Source organism: Exiguobacterium sp. s5, from assembly GCF_018618075.1.
Taxonomy (GTDB): domain Bacteria; phylum Bacillota; class Bacilli; order Exiguobacteriales; family Exiguobacteriaceae; genus Exiguobacterium; species Exiguobacterium mexicanum_A.
The window spans coordinates 607,111-624,955 of the sequence record NZ_JACSLK010000001.1; the positions used below are offsets into that span (position 1 = coordinate 607,111).

The following is a 17,845-nucleotide window of genomic DNA, read 5'->3' on the forward strand; positions in this document are numbered from 1 at the left end:
CTATCCTTATCATACAAAATGAGCCTCGAATTCTCAACTATATTTTTTCAGTTTTTGTATAATGAATTTGAGAGTAAACGGAATGGAACGAAAGTTAAACGATGGATGAGACATCACTTCGTATAAAGGGGAGACAAAGTCATTGGCAAAATTAGATGTGACCGCTGATCAACAGCTTGTGAAAAAAATGAATAAAACCGTATTGTTGAATGAAATCATTCGTAGTTATCCAATTTCACGCGCAAAACTGTCAGAAGTGACGGGATTGAACAAATCGACAGTATCCGCACAAGTCGGGGTTCTCTTGAATGAAGAACTGATCTTTGAAATCGGACAAGGCGATTCGAGCGGGGGGCGTCGCCCGGTCATGCTCGTGTTCAACCAGCAGGCAGGATTCACCATCGGAGTCGATTTAGGCGTGAAAGCGATCAATGCGGTATTGACCGATTTAAAAGGCAACGTCGTGGAGTCGTTGACGACCGAGTGGGCCGAGGCGGACCAGGAGGCGGAACCGAAAGTGAGAGCTGCCATCGATGCGTTGCTTGGTAAGATGCCGTCCTCTCCATACGGGCTCATTGGGATCGGCGTCTCGGTGCCTGGACTCATCAATCGGGAGCAACAAGTCATTTTTGTCCCGAACCTCCGTCCTGACGTGACGAGTTTGAAACACGATTTAGAGAACCGTTATGATGTACCCGTCAATTTAGAGAACGAGGCCAATGCGGGGGCTTACGGAGAACGACGGTTCGGGGCCGGGAAAGACCATGAGGAGATGGTCTTCGTCAGTCTCGGGACCGGTGTCGGAACGGGCATCATCTTACACGGGGAACTGTATCGAGGCGAGGACGGGTTCGCTGGCGAGTTCGGGCATATGTCGATTGAATACAATGGGCCGAAATGTACGTGTGGCAACCGCGGGTGTTGGGAGTTGTATGCCTCGGAAAAAGTACTATGGGACAAGTATTTGCCGGGGCACACGGTCGAGACGCTCCAACGAAGTTTACAGGCCAATGAGGCATCGGTGTTGAATGAACTACAAAAATGGTGCTTTTACGTCGGGATCGGGTTGAATACGGTACTGAACGTCTATAATCCGAAAGCGATCATCATTCAAAGTCGGGTCATCGAGTCGCATCCGATGGTCCTCAACATGATTCGCACGGCCATCTCATCGCGCGTGTATGCGCAAGCCGACCACTCGTTCGAGCTCATCCCGTCGAAATTGAGCGACCACGCTTCAGCGATCGGCATGGCCTCGCTTGCCATCGAGCAGTTTTTACAGCGTCGAATGATGCAATGACAAATAGCCCGTCACCTTCAGGTGGCGGGCTATTGTTATGGGGCAAACGTCCACGTCGTCTCGGCGACGTACGTCTCGCCGGGACGTAATACACTACGAGGATCCAACAGGTTCGGTGCTTGTTGGGTCTCTACACAAAGGCCGGTCCGTCTCAGCCCGTTCGGAAGCATATTGCCCGAATAGAAGACGACACACGGCTCGGTCGTATGGACGGAAAGCCTGCGGCCGGAAGCATGACGAAGCTCGATTTGAGGACGTTCCGTTTGGGACAGGCAAAACGGGTGGTCAAAGCCTCCGGCGAGGTCAAGTTGTGCATCTGTATCGTTTAGACCATCTTCGATTCGTTTCGCCTCTCTAAAATCGAATGCACGGGAGGTCATGACGGACTTCACGCGGCGCGGAATGAGGGTCTCGTCTAGTTCATAAAACGAGTCGCTCATAAGCTGAAGCGTATGGTCAGAAATCGGCATGGACGTCCCTGATAAATTGAAGTATGTGTGATTCGTCATGTTCATGACGGTCGGCGCGTCGGTCTTCGCCTCATAGCGAATCGCCACGGCGTGGGGAGTAATCGTGTATTCGACCGACACGTCAATATTCCCAGGGTATCCGTGATGGCCATGCGGAAACGACCGTTCAAATCGAATGGTCACGCCATCATCCGTCTGTTCGATGGATGGGTTCCAGACGACCTTATGGAAGTGATCACCGTGAAGGTGGTTGGGACCGTCGTTCAAAGGCAGGTGAACGGTCTGATCGTCGAGTGTGAACTGACCATTCTGTATCCTTCCGGCCACCCGTCCGACCACGCAACCTAGATAATAATCGTGACAGACATATTCCTCAAGCGAATCAAGCGCTAATACGACGTTCTCGATGTTCCCCAGTTGATCGGGGACGGCAATTTCCGTGATGGTACACCCATAATCGATACAAGAAAAGCTGAACGAGTCTGTCGATACGCGGTGACGCGAGACGGGGATACCGTCCACGGTCCCGTAATGGTCGGATGTATAGTTCATCGTCGTCTCACTTTCTCCGAAATGCGGACAGGCCATGAGAGAGCTGTTTCGTGGCCGGATAGACTTGTTGATAGAGTGCGAACAAGGCGTGGTAGCGTGTGACGTTTTCTGGAATCGGTTCGTATCGCTTCGCTTCCTGAATGAACGCCTCACTGCAGGCCTCGAGACTGTCAAACCACCCACAGCCGTAAGCAGCCAACATGGCGGCACCGAGCGCACAGCCTTGCTCGTTGGAAAGCTTGATGATGGTGGCGTCGAAGATGTCTGCCTGCATTTGCAGCCACGCCTCGTTTTTGGCGCCCCCTCCAATCGAAACGATCGACGTGATCACTTTTCCTTCCGCACGGAACAGCTCGAGGGATTCTTTTAAGGAGAACGTGATCCCTTCTAGCACGGCCCGTGAAAAATCGGCCAAGCGATGGGTGGAGTCCATCCCGATAAAGCTTCCTCGCACCATGGCATCCGCATGAGGGGTCCGTTCACCGACGAGATAAGGAGTGAACAAGAGGCCGTTCGCCCCGATCGGTACGTCTTTCACTTCGGCGAGCAACGTCTCGAATGATTGATCTGGTGCGAACGTATCCTTGAACCAGGATAAGCTATGTCCTGCTGCCAAGGTGACACCCATCGTATAATAGGCACCTGGCTTAGCATGATTGAAATAATGGACTTTCCCTTTGAAATCGAGCCGGGCGGTTGGTTCATAGGCCAAGACGACACCCGACGTGCCGATGCTACACATCGTTTGTTGATCGTTCAAAATACCGGCCCCGATGGCACCACAGGCATTGTCCGCACCTCCGGCGAACACGCTAACGCTCGAAGAAAGGCCGGTGCGCGTCGCGTAGTAAGAGCTGAGCGTCCCAATTTGATCAGACGACTCGACGAGTGGGGGACAGAGGGATTTCGGCACACCGACCCGTTCACAGATTTCGTCGCTCCATTCCTTTTTAGCGATATCGAGGAGAAGCGTTCCGGCTGCATCCGAATAATCCATGTGCAGTTGACCTGTCAACGCATAGCGGACATAGTCTTTCGGGAGCAGGAAGACGGCAGCTTGACGGAACAAGTCAGGCTCATGCCGTTTCACCCATAGTAGTTTCGGGAGCGTGAAACCCTCGAGCGCAGGGTTTTTAGTGAGGTCGAGGAGTAGCGGTCCGAGTCGATCTTTGATCTCCTCACATTCAGCCGTCGTCCGCGTATCGTTCCAAAGAATGGCATTGCGAAGCAACTGATGTTGCGCATCGAGTAAGACGAGCCCATGCATTTGTCCCGAGAAGCTGATGCCTTCGATGTCTTCAGGACGTCCTTCGAACTGTTGAACGAGCTCGGTCAAGGCGTTGACCGTCTGTTCGACCCAGGCTGACGGATCTTGTTCGCTGTAGCCTTCTCGTTCTTGGATGAGGGGGTAGGCGCGACTCGCTTCCCCGCAAAGTTGCCCGTTTTTGTCGACGAGGATGGCTTTGACCGCACTCGTCCCTAAATCGATTCCGATGACGTATTTCATTAGGTTCATCCTTTCCGGTTTGATTTAAAAGCCCAGACCCCATCATGGAGTCTGGGCTTCGCGATTAAGGGCGTTGTACATCCAACAAGTATTGGTTGAGGATGTGACGGAGCTGTTCTTGACGTCCCGATTTATTTTGGATGTCAGTAAGCGTGAACGCATGGGCCTCAAGTTTGTGGAAGTCGGTTTGACCGGAGACGATGTCTTTTCCGATTCCCTCATTGTAGCTTGCGTAGCGATCTTGGATGACGTTTTCGAACACACGGTCATCAATCAAGCGTTGAGCGACCTTCGCACCGACGGCGAAGCTGTCCATGCCTGCGATGTGGGCATAGAACAAGTCCTCAGGTTCGAATGAACCGCGGCGGACTTTCGCATCGAAGTTGAGCCCACCGCTTCCGAGCCCACCATTCAACAAGATCTCGTACATGGCGAGCGTCGTTGAATAGAGGTCGGTCGGGAATTCATCCGTATCCCAGCCGAGGAGCGGGTCACCTTGGTTCGCGTCGACGGACCCGAGCATCCCATTCACGCGGGCGACGCGGAGCTCATGTTCGAACGTGTGTCCGGCGAGCGTCGCATGGTTGGCTTCGATGTTGAATTTGAAGCGGTCCGCCAAGTCATATTTTTGCAAGAAGGCGAGACCCGTCGCCACGTCAAAGTCGTATTGGTGTTTCGTCGGCTCTTTTGGTTTCGGTTCGATCAAGAACTGGGCATCAAAGCCGATCTCTTTGGCATAGCTATCGGCCATGTGGAAGAAGCGGGCCAAGTTATCAAGCTCAAGTCCCATGTCGGTGTTGAGCAACGTTTCATACCCTTCACGACCTCCCCAGAATACATAGTTCTCGGCCCCGAGCTCTTTCCCGACCTCTAATCCTTTTTTCACTTTCGCTGCTGCGTAGGCGTACACATCTGCATTCGGTGCCGTGGCGGCTCCGTGAATCCAGCGCGGATGCGAGAACATGTTCGCTGTGTTCCAAAGTAATTTCGTCTTACTCGTTTTCATATATTCTTTCATCATCGAGACGATGACATCGATATTTCGGTTTGTCTCAGCGAGCGTGCTTCCTTCGGGGGCGATATCGAAATCATGGAAGCAGAAGTAAGGCACGTTCAACTTGTCAAAGAACTCGAACGCCGCTTCGACACGGGCTTTGGCGAGGTCCATTCCTGAAAGGCGGTCGTACGGTCGGATCATCGTGGCTTTGCCGAACGGATCGGTTCCATCGGCTGTGAACGTATGCCAATATGAGACGGCGAAACGGAGCAGCTCTTCCATCGACTTCCCACCAATTTGTTCCTCTGGGTTGTAGTGTTTGAAGGCGAATGGGTTTGTAGAAGAAGTACCTTCAAATTTGATTTGTCCGACACCTTGATAGTATTCCTTTTTCGTTTGAGTTTGTGACATGCGATTCATCCTCCTCATTTCTGTAATCGTTTTCAGGAATAGAATACATCAAACTTTTTAGTTTGTCTATCGAACAAACTAAGTTTTTTGAATTATCTTTTTGAACTTTTTCACCGTGAGTTGGCTCACAGGTTAATCGGGCGTCAACTCGGGTACAAAGACAGAGACAAGGAGGGAACAATATGGATGTGTTGACATATCGATTTGAAGATGACGGCTCGATCCCGAACAATCCGGATTTCCCGGTGTTGTTGTATCGCGGCGTGTTCGATGAGACGGACGGGATGCAGGCGACGTTCGAACATAACGGTTGGGGCAACAGTTGGGTCAACGGGGTGTTCGATTATCACCATTACCATAGCAACACGCATGAAGTGCTCGGCGTGAAGTCGGGCCGGGCGACCGTCCAACTTGGCGGTGCGACCGGGGACCTCGTCTCGCTTCAAGCAGGAGACGTCTTGATTTTGCCGGCCGGGACGGGACATCGCCGTCTCGAGGCGAGTGAAGACTTCGCCATCGTCGGTGCCTATCCGGAAGGACGCGATTATGACACGTTGACAGGGAAACCGGAAGAACGGCCGGACAGTGTGCAACGGATCGAACGAGTCGACAAACCGGCGACCGATCCCGTCTTTGGGACGACCGGGCCGTTACATGAACAATGGACGAAGGAGGAGATGGCATGAACCGCATTCCACATACATTAATTTTGGCGACACTGAAACAACACGTGGCTGAACTGCCAGACGGGCGTGAAATGAGGGCTCTCGGGCAAGGCACATGGCGCATGGGAGAAGACGAATCGAAACGGGATGCCGAGATCGAGGCGCTCCGGACGGGACTCGACTGCGGGTTGCACGTCATCGATACGGCGGAGATGTACGGGGAAGGGAAATCGGAGTCGCTCGTCGGTGAAGCGATCCAAGACCGGCGGGAAGACGTGTTCCTCGTCTCGAAAGTGTATCCGCATAACGCCGGGGGCGACAAACTCGTCCAAGCTTGTGACGCGACGCTCGAACGGCTCGGCACCGATTACCTCGACTTATATCTCCTGCATTGGCGCGGGAACATCCCGCTCGAGGAGACGGTCGACGGGCTCGAACAGTTGAAGGCGGACGGTAAAATCCGAGCGTGGGGTGTCTCGAACTTTGATGTCGACGACATGAAAGAACTGCTCGCCTTGCCGAAAGGGAAACATTGCGCGGTCAACCAAGTGCTCTATCACCTCGGCAGCCGCGGCGTCGAATACGACTTGTTGCCGTTTTTACAGGAGCAAGGAATCCCGATGATGGCTTACGCCCCGCTCGCCGAAGGCAGCGACGTGAAAGAGAAAGTCTTCAACGACGAGACGGTGAACCGGATCGCCGAGGCGTACAGTGCGACACCGGCCCAAATCTTGCTCGCGTGGACGGTGCGGAGCGGAAACGTCATCGCTATCCCGAAAGCGGGGCAGAAAGCGCACGTCGAAGAGAACGGCGCGGCGTTGCTCCTCAACTTGACCGAGGATGACTTTAATGCGCTTGACGAGGCGTTCCCGCCACCGAGCCAAAAAGAACCATTAGATGTGATTTGAAGACACAGGTGGGCTCACGGGCTCACCTGTTGTTGCGTCTTGACCTCGGAGAAGATGAAATGTGTGACGGTCTGGGCGTAAGGGATGGCCGCATCGATGAACTGCTCGGCCTCGGCGAACGTCGCGAATTGCATCTTCAGCATATAGCAGGCGCTCCCGGAGATGCGATAACAGAATGACACGTTCGACTGCTGACCCAAAAACTGAGTGAACGCCTCATAGTTCCCGTTCTTCACGGTCGCCTCGATGAGACATTGAATCGGTCGACCAAGCAATTCATGATCGATATCAATCGTGTAGCCTTTGATGACGCCAAATGACTCGAGTCGGCGGACGCGTTCGCCGACGGACGGAGCCGATAAATTGATGCGGCGCCCGAGTTCGCTCATCGAGAGGCGGCTGTCGTTTGTTAGTTCATGTAAGAGGAGACGGTCGATATCGTCGATTTTTAGCATGAAATGAATTCTCCTTTTTTTCGTATTATATGGCATGTATTGTACCTGGATTCCGTTATGAATGAAATGGGAAACGTCATGGGCACCTTCTATACTTATATACAGGAGGTGTTGAAATGAGTCGAATCCAACCAGCTGTCATCGGAAAGACACCGTTCGAACGATTGCTCGGGCATGACGAGGGTGTGATGCGACAGTGGTCCATGCTCGGAGACATGTTAACGGGCGAGGGGAGACTGTCCGCCGAGCTGAAAGAGCAGGTACGACGGACGCTCGCCCAACAGAACGGCTGTGACTACTGCCAGGCGAAAGGAAAGCCTGAACCGCATATGTTCGACGAACGGACGGCACTCGCCGTCGGGTTCGCCGATGTGTTTTTACAACTGAAAGGCGACACGCCGGCCTCGTCGATCCGTGTGCTCCAAGACGTCTTCACAGATGCCGAGATCAGTGAACTTTGCGCTTTTATCGCCTTCATGACGGCCTCGCAATACGTCGGCGCCATGCTCGGGCTGGAACGAGAAAACCCACTCACGCTGATGTGAGTGGGTTCGTTTTAGTTCGCGAGCGGGTGTTTCAATAGATAGTCTTCAATCTGTCCGACCGTCTGTTTCAATACGCCGTCCTCGAACGGTGACTTGAGGCCGGCCAATTCGACGAGCTCGAGGAACGAGCGGCTGCCGCCGGCTTGGCAGAGCGTGAGGTAATCGCTCCACGCCGCCTCACGGTCCTCATGCATGCGCACCCAGAACTGGAAGGCGCACACTTGCGCGAGCGTGTAGTCGATATAGTAGAACGGGCTCTGGAAGATGTGTCCTTGTTGGTGCCACCAAGCGCCTGACTCGAGGTAGTCGTTCGTCTCATAGTCACGGTGCGGCAAGTACACCTTCTCAAGGTCACGCCATGCCTGGCGCCGCTCAGCGACCGTCATGTCAGGGTTGCGGTAGACGACGTGCTGGAACTCGTCGACGAGGACGCCGTACGGGAGGAACGTGATGCTTCCTGCCAAGTGATTGAACTTGTATTTGTCGACTTGATCGCCGAAGAACAGTTCCATCCATGGCCAGCAGAAGAACTCCATCGACATCGAGTGGATCTCACACGCCTCGTATGTCGGGAACGCGTATTCTGGCGTCGTCAAATGACGGCTCTCGTACACTTGGAAGGCGTGACCGACCTCGTGCGTGAGCACGTCGATATCGCCGGCCGTCCCGTTGAAGTTCGAGAAGATGAACGGCAGACTTTCCGACGGGAGGTACGTGCAGTAACCGCCGCCGGCCTTGCCCGGTTTCGCCGTCAAGTCGAGGGCGCCGCGCTGTTGCATGAATTGGAAGAACTCGTCCGTCTCTTTTGAGAGTTCACGATACATCGTGTTCCCGCCTTCGATGATGAACGCCTCGTCGCCCTGTGGCGTCGCGTTGCCGTCTGGGAAGACGAACGACTCGTCGTAGTACGTGAGCGAATCGACATCGATCCGTTTCGCCTGCTTCTCTTTTAACGTCGTCGCGAGCGGGACGATGACGTCGCGCACTTGTTTGCGGAAGTTGTCGACGTTCGACTCGTCATAGCCGACGCGTTGCATCCGGGCGTAACCGAGCTCGACGAACGACGGGAAGCCGAGCGCGTGCGCGATGTCGGTCCGGACGCGGACGAGTTCGCCGTAGATGCGGTCGAGTTCGTCCCCGTTGTCGGCCAGATATGTATAACGGGCCTCGGATGCCGCTTTTCGTACCAAACGGTCAGGGGATTGTAGATACGGGCCGAACTGGGACAAGTTGAGCGTCTTGCCGTCGAATTCGATTTGGGCCGCCGACATGACTTTCTGATAGGCGGTCGCCAATCGGTTCTCTTCCTGCAGTTTCGGGATGAGCGACTCCTCGAACGTCTTGAGTGCACGCTCGGCGAGTTCGAACAACTGGCTGCCCCATTCCTGTTCGAGTTGGCTGCGCAGGTCGTGCTCGGTCAAGACGCGATAATACGCTTGGACCTCTTTCTCGTAAACCGGTAACGCATCGTCAAAGAACGTCTGCTCAGCCTCGTAGAACGCATCACGCGTATCGATCGAGTGGCGGATTGCGACGAGTTGACTTTGCGTCTCGAACGCGTTCCGTTCCTGGTTGATTTGGCGAATCAATTCGTTCGCCTCTTCGAGTGTGCTCGCTTGTTGCAATTCGACTGAATAGTCCGACAATCGGCTGTTCAAAGCGTCCAAGTCGGGCCGTTCATATGACAATTTTGTGAAAGTCGTCATTGTAAGCGCCTCCATCATGTGAAATTTTTATAAAGTGTAAAAAGGGCTTGCAAAAGCGATTGCACACTCGTATTCTTACGATGTGTAAACGAATTCGCACTACCTTATTACAACTATACCGTTTATAGGGTAGGGATTGAAGAGGAAGCTTTTCGGGTATAAAAGCTAAGACTTTGATTAACAGAACATGTTGGAGGGATTAAGCTATGGGATTCTTTAAAAAACTATTTGGTGGTAAAGAAGAACAACTTAACGCGGTTTCACCGCTTACAGGGAAGGTCATTGACATCACGAACGTTCCTGACCAAGTGTTCTCGCAAAAAATGATGGGTGACGGCATCGCCGTCGAACCGACAGACGGCAAAGTCGTCTCGCCAGTCAACGGTACAATCGCGACTGTCTTCCCGACAAAACACGCGATTGGAATCAACGCTGACAACGGTGCAGAGTACTTGATTCACATCGGTCTCGACACGGTCAACCTTAAAGGTGAAGGCTTCGAAACGCACGTGACAGAAGGTCAAGCCGTCAAAGCTGGCGACACGCTCGTCACGTTCGACCTCGACTTCATCAAAGCGAACGCGCCGTCGACGATCACACCGGTGATTATCACGAACCACGACAGCTTCGGCGTGAACAAACTCGTTGCTGAAGGCGACACGGTCACAGCCGGTTCTACAGAAGTCGTCGAATTGACGAAAAAATAAGTTGAACATTTTACTCGGAGGCGTATGCTTCCGAGTATTTTTTTATGGATTCGGGAACTATACTAAAAAGAGAGGGGGAGAGAGACATGGATGGAAAAAACGCACCGTACCGGGGTTATGGGGATCGGATTCGAATATTACGTGAGCGGGCCGGCATCTCGGTCGAGGCACTCGCCGACCGCATCGGCGTCGCCCCGTACTTTATTCGCCGGACCGAACTGAGTGAAGTCTACCCGACGATGCCTTACATAGAGGCGCTCGCCGAGGCGCTCAAGATCGACGCGAACTATTTGGCCCGCCATATTTGGACGGGCGAGTCGCTCAAAGTGCTCATGAAAGGGACGGTCCCAGAACTTGAACAAATGAAGCTCGCCTACGATGAGGCGATGCACGGCAAGTCGACCGAGGACATGCAGCGGCAGCTCGAGGCGCGGATGCGCATCTTCGACCTCATGCATGAGGAAGAACTCCGTCGCATCTTCGCCGAGGACGAGGAACCGACGTCACATCATGCGCTCGAGGCGCTCGTCGATGCTGTGCTCGACCTGGGACGCTCGCACGAACCGACGCATCGGATCGTGCCGTTCGCCCGCTATATCGAGCAGCTCGTACCGGACCAGTTCGTCGACAACTCGTTCCAATACACGGAGTTCGGGGTCGTCGATAAATCGTATAAATTGCAGTGAACAACACGGACTAAAAGTTCGTGTTTTTTTAATTTAGTTAGGGAGGAGGTACAGATATGGAGATGGTGGAAACAATGAAAAGCTCTAGGGAGCAATTAGGTAAAAGTTATCGAAGTGCGGATAGTGAATTTAGAGACTTGATGTTTTATGGACAGAAATTAAGCAAACGAGAGAAAATGATGCTATCTCTTAAACTTGATGAACTACTTGATGCGTCGATGTTATATCATCAGCAAATTGGAAAGGAACAGAGCAAAGGATAAATACAAAAGGAGCCAAGACACATTGTCTTGGCTCCTTTTGTCGATATTAACGCGCCATGCGCGAGTCATATCTTACTTTCGGTCGTGTCCCGGCAAGTAGGAAGCCGAGCACGATGTTGAGAATCGTGAGCACCCAACCGACGTAACCGAACGTATAGGCGAGGCTCGCGAGCATCGTCTGCCAGTCGAGTAAGGACGCGGCGTCACCACGAACGGTGAAGCGGATCGCGGTGAATCCGATGAGCGTCGTCGTCGTGATCAAGATGCCGATCCACGCGCCGCCGAACCGCGACGTCTCTGGACGCCGGCTGACCGGATACCAAAAAGCGAGCGTCCCGAGGAACGTGCTTCCCGCGTATGCGAGCAAGATTTGCCACAGCGCATCGGCGTCCAAGAAGACGGTATAACAGATGAACGTCGTGAGCGTCGTCATGAAAGTAAAGATTAAAGCTGCGAGTAATCGTGATCGCATTGTTCGTTTCCTCCTCATTTTGCACATTCTTTAGAGTATACGAAAACGAAAATGCTGTAAACGTTATTGTCGATTCTGTAATATTTGTCGCCATTGTTTAATCGCGTTGTTGCCGTAGAATAGGACGCCGCCGCGATAAAATTTCGAACCGACCCACAAAATCACACCGATTGTGGCAATCATGATGCCAATCGACAACGCGACTTCCCATACCGGCACATCGACGAGCATGACACGAAGGAACATGAGCATCGGCGTGAAGAACGGGACGTACGACAAAATCGTGACGATTGGTGCTTCCGGGTTGTTCAAGCCGAACATGGCGGCGAGGAACCCGGCGACGAGCAGCATGATGACCGGCATCGTCATCTGTTGCGACTCTTCGACCCGGCTGACGAGTGAGCCGAGTACGGCGAACATGGCCGCATAGAGCAGATAGCCGAGCGTGAAGAACGTCAACAGATAGACGACGGCGCGGACGTTGCCGGCGTTATCGATGACCGACTGGGCCATCTCGTTGCTGCGGGCGCTGAAGTACCCGAAGCCGAGGAAAATCGCGATTTGAAGCAACGCGAGCGTCCCGATGGCCGAGATTTTGGCGAGCATGTGCGTCACCGGATGCGTCGTCGAGATGATTAGCTCCATGACGCGTGACGACTTCTCGGTCGTGACCTCGGTCGAAATCATCGAGCCGTACGTGATGATTGAGACGTAGAGTAACATGAGCATGACGTAGACGAACGCGAACGACGAGAACAGCTCGTCCGAGTTTTCTCCGCCGCGGCCGAGATATGATTCTTCGACCGTGACAGGCTCATTCAATGCCGCGAGGACGGCCGGATCGATGTTCGACGTCTCGATCAGTTCGGCGTTCCGAATTTCGCGGAGTGCCGTCTGGAGGACCGTCGTGAAGTCCGGTTCTGGACGTTCCGATAGAACGCGGGCCGAATCGCCCTCGATGAAAGCGACAATCTCATAATCCCCATTGTCGAGACCAGCACGCGCCTCGGACTCGGAAATCGCGGCCGATTCGATGTCTTCATAACCGAGCGACTGCATGAGCGTCGTCAGGTCGTTGTTTTCAGTGACGAGGATGGCTTGGGCCTGGTCGGTATCCTCAAAGTTCGCGAGCAGACGGTCGATGTTCGTGAAGCCGAGGATGAACAAGATCGTTAAAATCGTCGAGATGAGGAACGCCTTTGAGCGCAGCTTCGAGCGTAACGTGAACGAGTAAAGTGGTCCGAAGTTATGAAACATGTTGACCGACCTCCTTGATGAAGATGTCGTTTAATGAGACGGGTTGGCGCATGAACGTCTTGACGGTGGCGCCGTTCGAGACGAGGGCCCCGAGCACCGCATCACTGTCTTCAAATGAGTCGAGTCGGACGAAAAGACCATCTTTATGCGACTCGATCGCCCGAACGACCGGGAGGGCTTGGAGCACGTCAGGTCGGTCCGTCTCGATAAAGAGCACCGGTTCAGCGTAACGTTCCTTGATCGTCGGAACGTCGCCGCTGACGACCGCGCGGCCGCCTTTCAAGATGCCGATGTGTTGGCACAGCTCCTCGACGTGCTCCATCCGGTGGCTCGAGAAGACGATCGTCGTCCCAGCGTCGCGGAGGGCGAGCACTTCACGTTTCAAGATCTCGACGTTGACCGGGTCGAGCCCGCTGAACGGTTCATCGAGGATGAGCAGCTCCGGGTTGTGGAGCAGGGCGGCCACGAGTTGAATCTTCTGCTGGTTCCCTTTGGACAGTTGTTCGACGCGCATCGTCTCATACTGCGGGATTTCGAGTCGTTCGAGCCATGACTTGACCGCCCGTTTCGCCTCGGCTTGGCGCATTCCTTTCAAGCTTGCTAGAAAGACGAGCTGGTCCCGGACGGGTGACTTCGGATAAAGGCCCCGTTCTTCCGGCAGATAGCCGACGATGCGGTGGTCGACTTTTCGGCCGTCCCAGAGGATCGTCCCGTCACTCGGTTTTAGAATGTCGAGAATCATGCGGAACGTCGTCGTCTTCCCAGCCCCGTTCGCCCCGAGCAGGCCAAACATCTCGCCTTTCGGGACGTGGAAGCTCAAGTCGTCGACAGCGGTGAAGTCACCGAACTGTTTTGACACACGATCGATTTGTAACGTCATATATGTACCTCCTTATAGGTGTCTACTATTAGCGTACGCCATATTGAGCAAAAAGTTTCACATTTCTTCGAAAATGATTTATCTTGAAATCAAGATAATAAAAAGGAGGACATGAGATGACGAAGCAATCAGCGGGTATCCATCACATCTCGGCGATGGTGAAAGACCCACAACGCACATTAGACTTTTACGGGAATGTCCTCGGACTCCGGTTCGTCAAACAGACGGTCAACTTCGATGACCCGGGCACGTACCATTTCTACTTTGGGGACGAGCAAGGGTCACCGGGGACGGTCATCACGTTCTTCCCGATTCCAGGGGTCGGCAAAGGCAGCGTCGGCAGCGGACAAGTCGGGGTCACGGCTTATCTCGTCCCGGAAGACAGTCTCTTGTTTTGGGAGAAACGATTGAACGACCATGGCGTCGGCACGGTCGCGACCGAACGGTTCGGCGAGCCGTCGCTCTTGTTTGAAGACCCGGACGGACTCGTCGTCGAGCTCGTCGCCCGGGCGAGTTCGAAACAGACGAGTTGGGTCGTGCCGGGCGTGACAGCAGCTGAAGCGATCACCGGTTTTGCCGGGGCGACGCTGTTGTCGAAAGACCCTGAGGCGACGGTCCGCTTGTTGACGGGACTGTTTGGCTTTGAGGCGGTAGGGGAAGATTCAGAATGGATTCGCCTACAAGCCTCTGCCGACTACGGCAACGTCATCGACGTGAAAAAGACCATCCTGCCGAACGGGGTGCCCGGTTCGGGGACGGTCCATCATATCGCGTGGCGTATTGGCGACGGGGAAGACTACACGACGTGGCAAGACGCCATCTTCGAGCTCGGGCTCCGTCCGACCGAAGTGAAGGAGCGCCATTACTTCCGCTCGGTCTACTTCCATGACGCCGGCCGAATTCTACATGAACTGGCGACCGATGCGCCCGGCTTTTTGATTGATGAGAGTTTGGAGGGCCTCGGCTCGACGCTCCAGCTCCCGGCATGGTTCGAACAAGACCGTGACGCGATCACCCGTACGTTACCGACAATTACAATCCCGAGAGGAGACATGACATGATACATCAATTCATTCAAGGCACGACCGAGACGACACTCGTTTTATTGCACGGCACAGGAGGGACGGAGCAGGACTTGATTCCGCTCGCACGAAGATTCGCTCCCGAGGCGAACATTTTGACGCTCCGAGGGGACGTGCTTGAGAACGGCATGTCCCGCTTCTTCCGGCGTCATGCGGAAGGGGTCCTTGACCTAGAGGACTTGAAGCAGCAGACGGAACGGTTCTTGACGTTCTTGGATGATGCGGCGGCGGAGTATGGCATCGACCGCGACCAGATGATCCCGCTCGGCTATTCGAACGGGGCCAACTTGATCGGATCGGCGCTTTACCGGAAGAATGCGTTCCACGCATCACTTTTGTTCCACCCGATGGTGCCCGACCGTTCACTCACATTGCCAGACCTTACGGGGGCGAACGTGTTCATCTCGGCCGGGGAGCGTGACCCGATTTGCCCGAAAACAGAAACAGAAGAGCTCACATCGACGCTCCGAAGTGCCGGAGCGGACGTTGAACTCTTCTATCACGAAGGCGGGCACGAGCTGCGTATGGAAGAAGTTGAGGCAGCGCAGACCTGGCTGGCGCCGTATCTCGGTTAAGCCATCTTCTTCGGTTTCGATGGTCTCGAGTAGACGACGAGCACACCACGATCAATCAAATAGGCGGCGAACAGACGTTTTGCCTCTTCAGAACGGACAGTTCGGTCGATTTGGATATACAATCGGCCGAGTTTTTTTTGTGACGTGCGGGTCAATAACCAGATGGAGTCGAGCGTGTACTGCCAGCTACGGAGCGTGTCGGCTCCGATGTACATGTATCGGTTCGATGTGCGTTCGAGCAGGTAGTTGAGCCACCAGACGTCACGCGCGAGTTTCATGGCGACACCGATGAAGAACGAAAGGAACACAAAGGACAGCACGGACAGAATCGGATGGATGGCGGTGAATCGTTCCCGGATTGGTTCGAAGGCGACGATGAGCAGTCCGACGGAAAAGGCGCCGGTGAACCACCAAAATCCGAAGTTAGAGAATGAACGTTTCGGGTCATGTACCATGTGGTGACGGTTACGAATGACGGAAGCCATTCTCCACACCTCCTTTTATTAGAATATTCTGATTATTTGGTAAGACTACTATACTATACTGTACCCACTCTCGTCTATTTGAATACGCTTGAAACATGCTGTCGGATGAAGATTTCTTGACGTTTCGGCTTGCGAAGGGCAAATCCGGGGAATGATGACAGTGACGTCATCATTTTTTTGTGGAAACGTAATTTCACCCGTTCAAAAAATCGGCTATGATGAATGAGGCAAAAAATGAAGCGAGGGAATTGGATGAAGAAGATGAAGGTGGGCGAGTTGCGGGCCGAGCTCAAGCAATTCGACCAAAACGAGTTGATTGAGCTCATCGTCGGTCTGTATAAACAGCACGCAGACGTGAAGACGACGTTGAACCGTTATTTCAGCGAAGGCTTCGAAGCTGAAGAGATGCTTCGGCTCATCAAAGAGATTGTCCGACTAGGGGACAAGGGAACGAATCGTTTTTTGATGAACTTTAACATGTTGCGTGAAGGGGCGGCCATCGTCAAAGAAGCAGAACGTTTCACGGATCCGGTGCTCACGGAACGGGTGCGCATCTTCTATCTCACTTATTTTGGCGGATATGTCGCGGAAGCTGGACAGCTGCTCGAAACGCAGGCTCCTCGCGAACTCGAGGTGTTCTTTACGCAGTTTGAAAAGATTATGCGGTGCGCTCAGGAAAACCCCGGATTGCTGTTGCCACTCGAAGACGAAGTGGGGGAGATGCTCGAGGAGTTTCCAATTGAACGGAAGAAAGAAACGATTGCTTTTTGGAATCGTCAAAAAGAATTGGCTAAACAACAATATTGATTTATAGAACTTGAGGGAATATCATGCGAAATCATTGGTACGATAATATTAAAGGCGTGCTCGTCTTACTCGTCGTGTTCGGTCACTTGTTGACCGATGTGCGCGGTGCTTATGACGACATCTTGCCGAAATGGGTCTATTTATTCTTATACACGTTCCACATGCCGTTATTCATTATGCTGAGCGGTTACTTCTTCCGGGAGAACCGCTATTTGCGCGTCATCCAGCTGTTCGTCGTCTACGTCATCTGGCAAGTGATCCTCGGCTCATGGTTTGCCTTCACCGAGGGCATCCCGCTCTTGTCGCTCGAGAACCCGGGACTGATTCTATTGAAGCCGTATTGGGCGCTCTGGTACTTGATGGCGATCATCATCTGGTACGTCATCACCCCGTATGTGACCCAGTTGAAAGGATACGTGCTGTACGCGCTCCTATTCGCGCTCTTGTTCGGCTTCCAAGCTGAATCGACCGGGTTCTTCGCCCTGCGGAAAGTCATCATGTTCTATCCGTTCTTCTTGATCGGGAACTGGATGAGCGCGCGGAACACGATGAACTTCTTCGAACTGCCGAAGCGGGCCGAGCAACGGAACCGGTATCGGATCGGTGGATTCGCCGTCTTCACGACGCTCACGCTCGGGCTACTCGCCTCGATGAGTCTTCAGAGCGAGAGCGCGTTCTATCATATCGGCAACTTGTTCAAGTTCCGGTTCGCCTATGAGACGGCGGTGCCGGAGGCGATCTGGAGCGGGCCGTTCGCCTTCTTGATCGTCTATACGGTATCGATCCTCATGGCGATCAGTTTCGCACTCATCATCCCGGGGCGCGAGCTACCGGTCATCACTCGGGCCGGAAAGTACAGTCTCTACATTTATTTGGTGCACGTCTTCCTCGTCGTCGCCTGGAAGGCGTTCGTGCCGGCCGGGTTCATGCCGACGTCATGGCTCCAATTGCTCGTCTTGTTCGGTGTCGCCTTCTTGATCGTCCTATTGATCATCAGTCCGCCGGTCGTCAAGCTATTGAAGCCGCTCGTCGAGATCGACGTCCGCCGTGCCCAAGATGTGAAAGATGCAAAACCGTAAACCCTTTTCTAAACGGACGTTTTCCGCTACACTTTA

20 protein-coding genes are annotated in these 17,845 nt (G+C 53.6%); 11 read left to right on the forward strand and 9 right to left on the reverse strand.

The window, feature by feature from the left end; all coding sequences use genetic code 11:
• Positions 1-187 precede the first annotated feature (187 nt).
• Positions 188-1,300 carry an ROK family protein gene (locus KNP60_RS03175; protein WP_214797000.1) on the forward strand — a complete coding sequence of 371 codons (1,113 nt, stop codon included), beginning with the start codon at positions 188-190 and terminating at the stop codon, positions 1,298-1,300.
• A 35-nt stretch (positions 1,301-1,335) separates the two neighbouring features.
• Here the strand turns inward: KNP60_RS03175 and KNP60_RS03180 are convergent, their stop codons facing one another.
• From KNP60_RS03180 to xylA, 3 genes are all read right to left on the reverse strand, one after another.
• Positions 1,336-2,322, reverse strand: a complete 987-nt coding sequence (locus KNP60_RS03180; protein ID WP_214796910.1) for an aldose epimerase family protein — start codon at positions 2,320-2,322, stop codon at positions 1,336-1,338.
• A 7-nt stretch (positions 2,323-2,329) separates the two neighbouring features.
• Positions 2,330-3,829, reverse strand: a complete 1,500-nt coding sequence (gene xylB, locus KNP60_RS03185; protein WP_214796911.1) for a xylulokinase — start codon at positions 3,827-3,829, stop codon at positions 2,330-2,332.
• Positions 3,830-3,893: 64 nt separating this feature from the next.
• Positions 3,894-5,237 (reverse strand): xylose isomerase, encoded by a 1,344-nt coding sequence (gene xylA, locus KNP60_RS03190; RefSeq protein ID WP_034778691.1) that lies wholly within the window; start codon positions 5,235-5,237, stop codon positions 3,894-3,896.
• Between the two features lie 182 nt (positions 5,238-5,419).
• Here xylA and KNP60_RS03195 point away from each other — a divergent pair, with 182 nt between their 5' ends.
• Positions 5,420-5,923, forward strand: a complete 504-nt coding sequence (locus tag KNP60_RS03195; protein WP_034778690.1) for a cupin domain-containing protein — start codon at positions 5,420-5,422, stop codon at positions 5,921-5,923.
• Positions 5,920-6,810, forward strand: a complete 891-nt coding sequence (locus KNP60_RS03200; RefSeq protein WP_285800870.1) for an aldo/keto reductase — start codon at positions 5,920-5,922, stop codon at positions 6,808-6,810. Before KNP60_RS03195 ends, KNP60_RS03200 begins: the two co-directional genes overlap by 4 nt.
• 14 nt (positions 6,811-6,824) lie before the next feature.
• Here KNP60_RS03200 and KNP60_RS03205 read toward each other — a convergent pair whose 3' ends face one another.
• Positions 6,825-7,265, reverse strand: a complete 441-nt coding sequence (locus tag KNP60_RS03205; protein WP_131472905.1) for an Lrp/AsnC family transcriptional regulator — start codon at positions 7,263-7,265, stop codon at positions 6,825-6,827.
• Between the two features lie 116 nt (positions 7,266-7,381).
• Here KNP60_RS03205 and KNP60_RS03210 point away from each other — a divergent pair, with 116 nt between their 5' ends.
• Entirely contained in the window at positions 7,382-7,810 is a 429-nt protein-coding gene (locus tag KNP60_RS03210) for a carboxymuconolactone decarboxylase family protein (RefSeq protein ID WP_214796912.1), read from the forward strand.
• A gap of 11 nt (positions 7,811-7,821) precedes the next feature.
• Here KNP60_RS03210 and KNP60_RS03215 read toward each other — a convergent pair whose 3' ends face one another.
• Positions 7,822-9,516, reverse strand: a complete 1,695-nt coding sequence (locus tag KNP60_RS03215; RefSeq protein ID WP_214753931.1) for a M3 family oligoendopeptidase — start codon at positions 9,514-9,516, stop codon at positions 7,822-7,824.
• Between the two features lie 206 nt (positions 9,517-9,722).
• Between KNP60_RS03215 and KNP60_RS03220 the strand changes: the two genes are divergently transcribed.
• The 3 genes from KNP60_RS03220 (at position 9,723) to KNP60_RS03230 (ending at position 11,172) form a co-directional block, all read left to right on the forward strand.
• Positions 9,723-10,223, forward strand: a complete 501-nt coding sequence (locus tag KNP60_RS03220) for a PTS sugar transporter subunit IIA (RefSeq protein ID WP_021066526.1) — start codon at positions 9,723-9,725, stop codon at positions 10,221-10,223.
• 86 nt (positions 10,224-10,309) lie between these two features.
• Positions 10,310-10,909 carry a helix-turn-helix domain-containing protein gene (locus KNP60_RS03225; RefSeq protein ID WP_021066527.1) on the forward strand — a complete coding sequence of 200 codons (600 nt, stop codon included), beginning with the start codon at positions 10,310-10,312 and terminating at the stop codon, positions 10,907-10,909.
• A gap of 56 nt (positions 10,910-10,965) precedes the next feature.
• A complete protein-coding gene (locus KNP60_RS03230; protein WP_214753929.1) occupies positions 10,966-11,172 on the forward strand; it encodes a hypothetical protein in 207 nt (68 codons plus the stop codon).
• Positions 11,173-11,218: 46 nt separating this feature from the next.
• Here the strand turns inward: KNP60_RS03230 and KNP60_RS03235 are convergent, their stop codons facing one another.
• The 3 genes from KNP60_RS03235 to KNP60_RS03245 form a co-directional block, all read right to left on the reverse strand.
• A complete protein-coding gene (locus tag KNP60_RS03235; RefSeq protein ID WP_214707114.1) occupies positions 11,219-11,644 on the reverse strand; it encodes a hypothetical protein in 426 nt (141 codons plus the stop codon).
• 63 nt (positions 11,645-11,707) lie between these two features.
• Complete coding sequence (locus KNP60_RS03240; protein WP_214796913.1) at positions 11,708-12,901, reverse strand: ABC transporter permease; 1,194 nt, start codon at positions 12,899-12,901, stop codon at positions 11,708-11,710.
• Complete coding sequence (locus KNP60_RS03245) at positions 12,891-13,781, reverse strand: ABC transporter ATP-binding protein (protein ID WP_214796914.1); 891 nt, start codon at positions 13,779-13,781, stop codon at positions 12,891-12,893. Before KNP60_RS03245 ends, KNP60_RS03240 begins: the two co-directional genes overlap by 11 nt.
• Positions 13,782-13,897: 116 nt before the next feature.
• Here KNP60_RS03245 and KNP60_RS03250 point away from each other — a divergent pair, with 116 nt between their 5' ends.
• Both KNP60_RS03250 and KNP60_RS03255 read left to right on the forward strand, forming a co-directional pair.
• Positions 13,898-14,842, forward strand: a complete 945-nt coding sequence (locus KNP60_RS03250; RefSeq protein ID WP_214796915.1) for a VOC family protein — start codon at positions 13,898-13,900, stop codon at positions 14,840-14,842.
• Positions 14,839-15,438, forward strand: coding sequence for an alpha/beta hydrolase (locus KNP60_RS03255; protein ID WP_214796916.1), 600 nt, complete (start codon positions 14,839-14,841; stop codon positions 15,436-15,438). The genes KNP60_RS03250 and KNP60_RS03255 overlap by 4 nt, the downstream gene beginning before the upstream one ends.
• Here KNP60_RS03255 and KNP60_RS03260 read toward each other — a convergent pair.
• On the reverse strand, positions 15,435-15,923 hold the full coding sequence (locus tag KNP60_RS03260; RefSeq protein ID WP_034778666.1) for a hypothetical protein: 489 nt from the start codon (positions 15,921-15,923) through the stop codon (positions 15,435-15,437). The two genes, KNP60_RS03255 and KNP60_RS03260, sit on opposite strands and share 4 nt — an antisense overlap.
• A 252-nt stretch (positions 15,924-16,175) precedes the next feature.
• Between KNP60_RS03260 and KNP60_RS03265 the strand changes: the two genes are divergently transcribed.
• Both KNP60_RS03265 and KNP60_RS03270 read left to right on the forward strand, forming a co-directional pair.
• Positions 16,176-16,730: a hypothetical protein gene (locus KNP60_RS03265; protein WP_214753921.1), complete on the forward strand. Its 555-nt coding sequence runs from the start codon at positions 16,176-16,178 to the stop codon at positions 16,728-16,730.
• Positions 16,731-16,753: 23 nt separating this feature from the next.
• A complete protein-coding gene (locus KNP60_RS03270) occupies positions 16,754-17,809 on the forward strand; it encodes an acyltransferase family protein (RefSeq protein ID WP_214796917.1) in 1,056 nt (351 codons plus the stop codon).
• The last annotated feature ends 36 nt before the right edge of the window (positions 17,810-17,845 follow it).

Excerpts from the sequence above, each read along its gene's own strand:
- KNP60_RS03175 (WP_214797000.1), top strand. The coding sequence starts at position 188 with ATGAATAAAACCGTATTGTTGAATGAAATCATTCGTAGTTATCCAATT.
- KNP60_RS03180 (WP_214796910.1), bottom strand. The coding sequence starts at position 2,322 with ATGAACTATACATCCGACCATTACGGGACCGTGGACGGTATCCCCGTC.
- xylB (WP_214796911.1), bottom strand. The coding sequence starts at position 3,829 with ATGAAATACGTCATCGGAATCGATTTAGGGACGAGTGCGGTCAAAGCC.
- xylA (WP_034778691.1), bottom strand. The coding sequence starts at position 5,237 with ATGTCACAAACTCAAACGAAAAAGGAATACTATCAAGGTGTCGGACAA.
- KNP60_RS03195 (WP_034778690.1), top strand. The coding sequence starts at position 5,420 with ATGGATGTGTTGACATATCGATTTGAAGATGACGGCTCGATCCCGAAC.
- KNP60_RS03200 (WP_285800870.1), top strand. The coding sequence starts at position 5,920 with ATGAACCGCATTCCACATACATTAATTTTGGCGACACTGAAACAACAC.
- KNP60_RS03205 (WP_131472905.1), bottom strand. The coding sequence starts at position 7,265 with ATGCTAAAAATCGACGATATCGACCGTCTCCTCTTACATGAACTAACA.
- KNP60_RS03210 (WP_214796912.1), top strand. The coding sequence starts at position 7,382 with ATGAGTCGAATCCAACCAGCTGTCATCGGAAAGACACCGTTCGAACGA.
- KNP60_RS03215 (WP_214753931.1), bottom strand. The coding sequence starts at position 9,516 with ATGACGACTTTCACAAAATTGTCATATGAACGGCCCGACTTGGACGCT.
- KNP60_RS03220 (WP_021066526.1), top strand. The coding sequence starts at position 9,723 with ATGGGATTCTTTAAAAAACTATTTGGTGGTAAAGAAGAACAACTTAAC.
- KNP60_RS03225 (WP_021066527.1), top strand. The coding sequence starts at position 10,310 with ATGGATGGAAAAAACGCACCGTACCGGGGTTATGGGGATCGGATTCGA.
- KNP60_RS03230 (WP_214753929.1), top strand. The coding sequence starts at position 10,966 with ATGGAGATGGTGGAAACAATGAAAAGCTCTAGGGAGCAATTAGGTAAA.
- KNP60_RS03235 (WP_214707114.1), bottom strand. The coding sequence starts at position 11,644 with ATGCGATCACGATTACTCGCAGCTTTAATCTTTACTTTCATGACGACG.
- KNP60_RS03240 (WP_214796913.1), bottom strand. The coding sequence starts at position 12,901 with ATGTTTCATAACTTCGGACCACTTTACTCGTTCACGTTACGCTCGAAG.
- KNP60_RS03245 (WP_214796914.1), bottom strand. The coding sequence starts at position 13,781 with ATGACGTTACAAATCGATCGTGTGTCAAAACAGTTCGGTGACTTCACC.
- KNP60_RS03250 (WP_214796915.1), top strand. The coding sequence starts at position 13,898 with ATGACGAAGCAATCAGCGGGTATCCATCACATCTCGGCGATGGTGAAA.
- KNP60_RS03255 (WP_214796916.1), top strand. The coding sequence starts at position 14,839 with ATGATACATCAATTCATTCAAGGCACGACCGAGACGACACTCGTTTTA.
- KNP60_RS03260 (WP_034778666.1), bottom strand. The coding sequence starts at position 15,923 with ATGGCTTCCGTCATTCGTAACCGTCACCACATGGTACATGACCCGAAA.
- KNP60_RS03265 (WP_214753921.1), top strand. The coding sequence starts at position 16,176 with ATGAAGAAGATGAAGGTGGGCGAGTTGCGGGCCGAGCTCAAGCAATTC.
- KNP60_RS03270 (WP_214796917.1), top strand. The coding sequence starts at position 16,754 with ATGCGAAATCATTGGTACGATAATATTAAAGGCGTGCTCGTCTTACTC.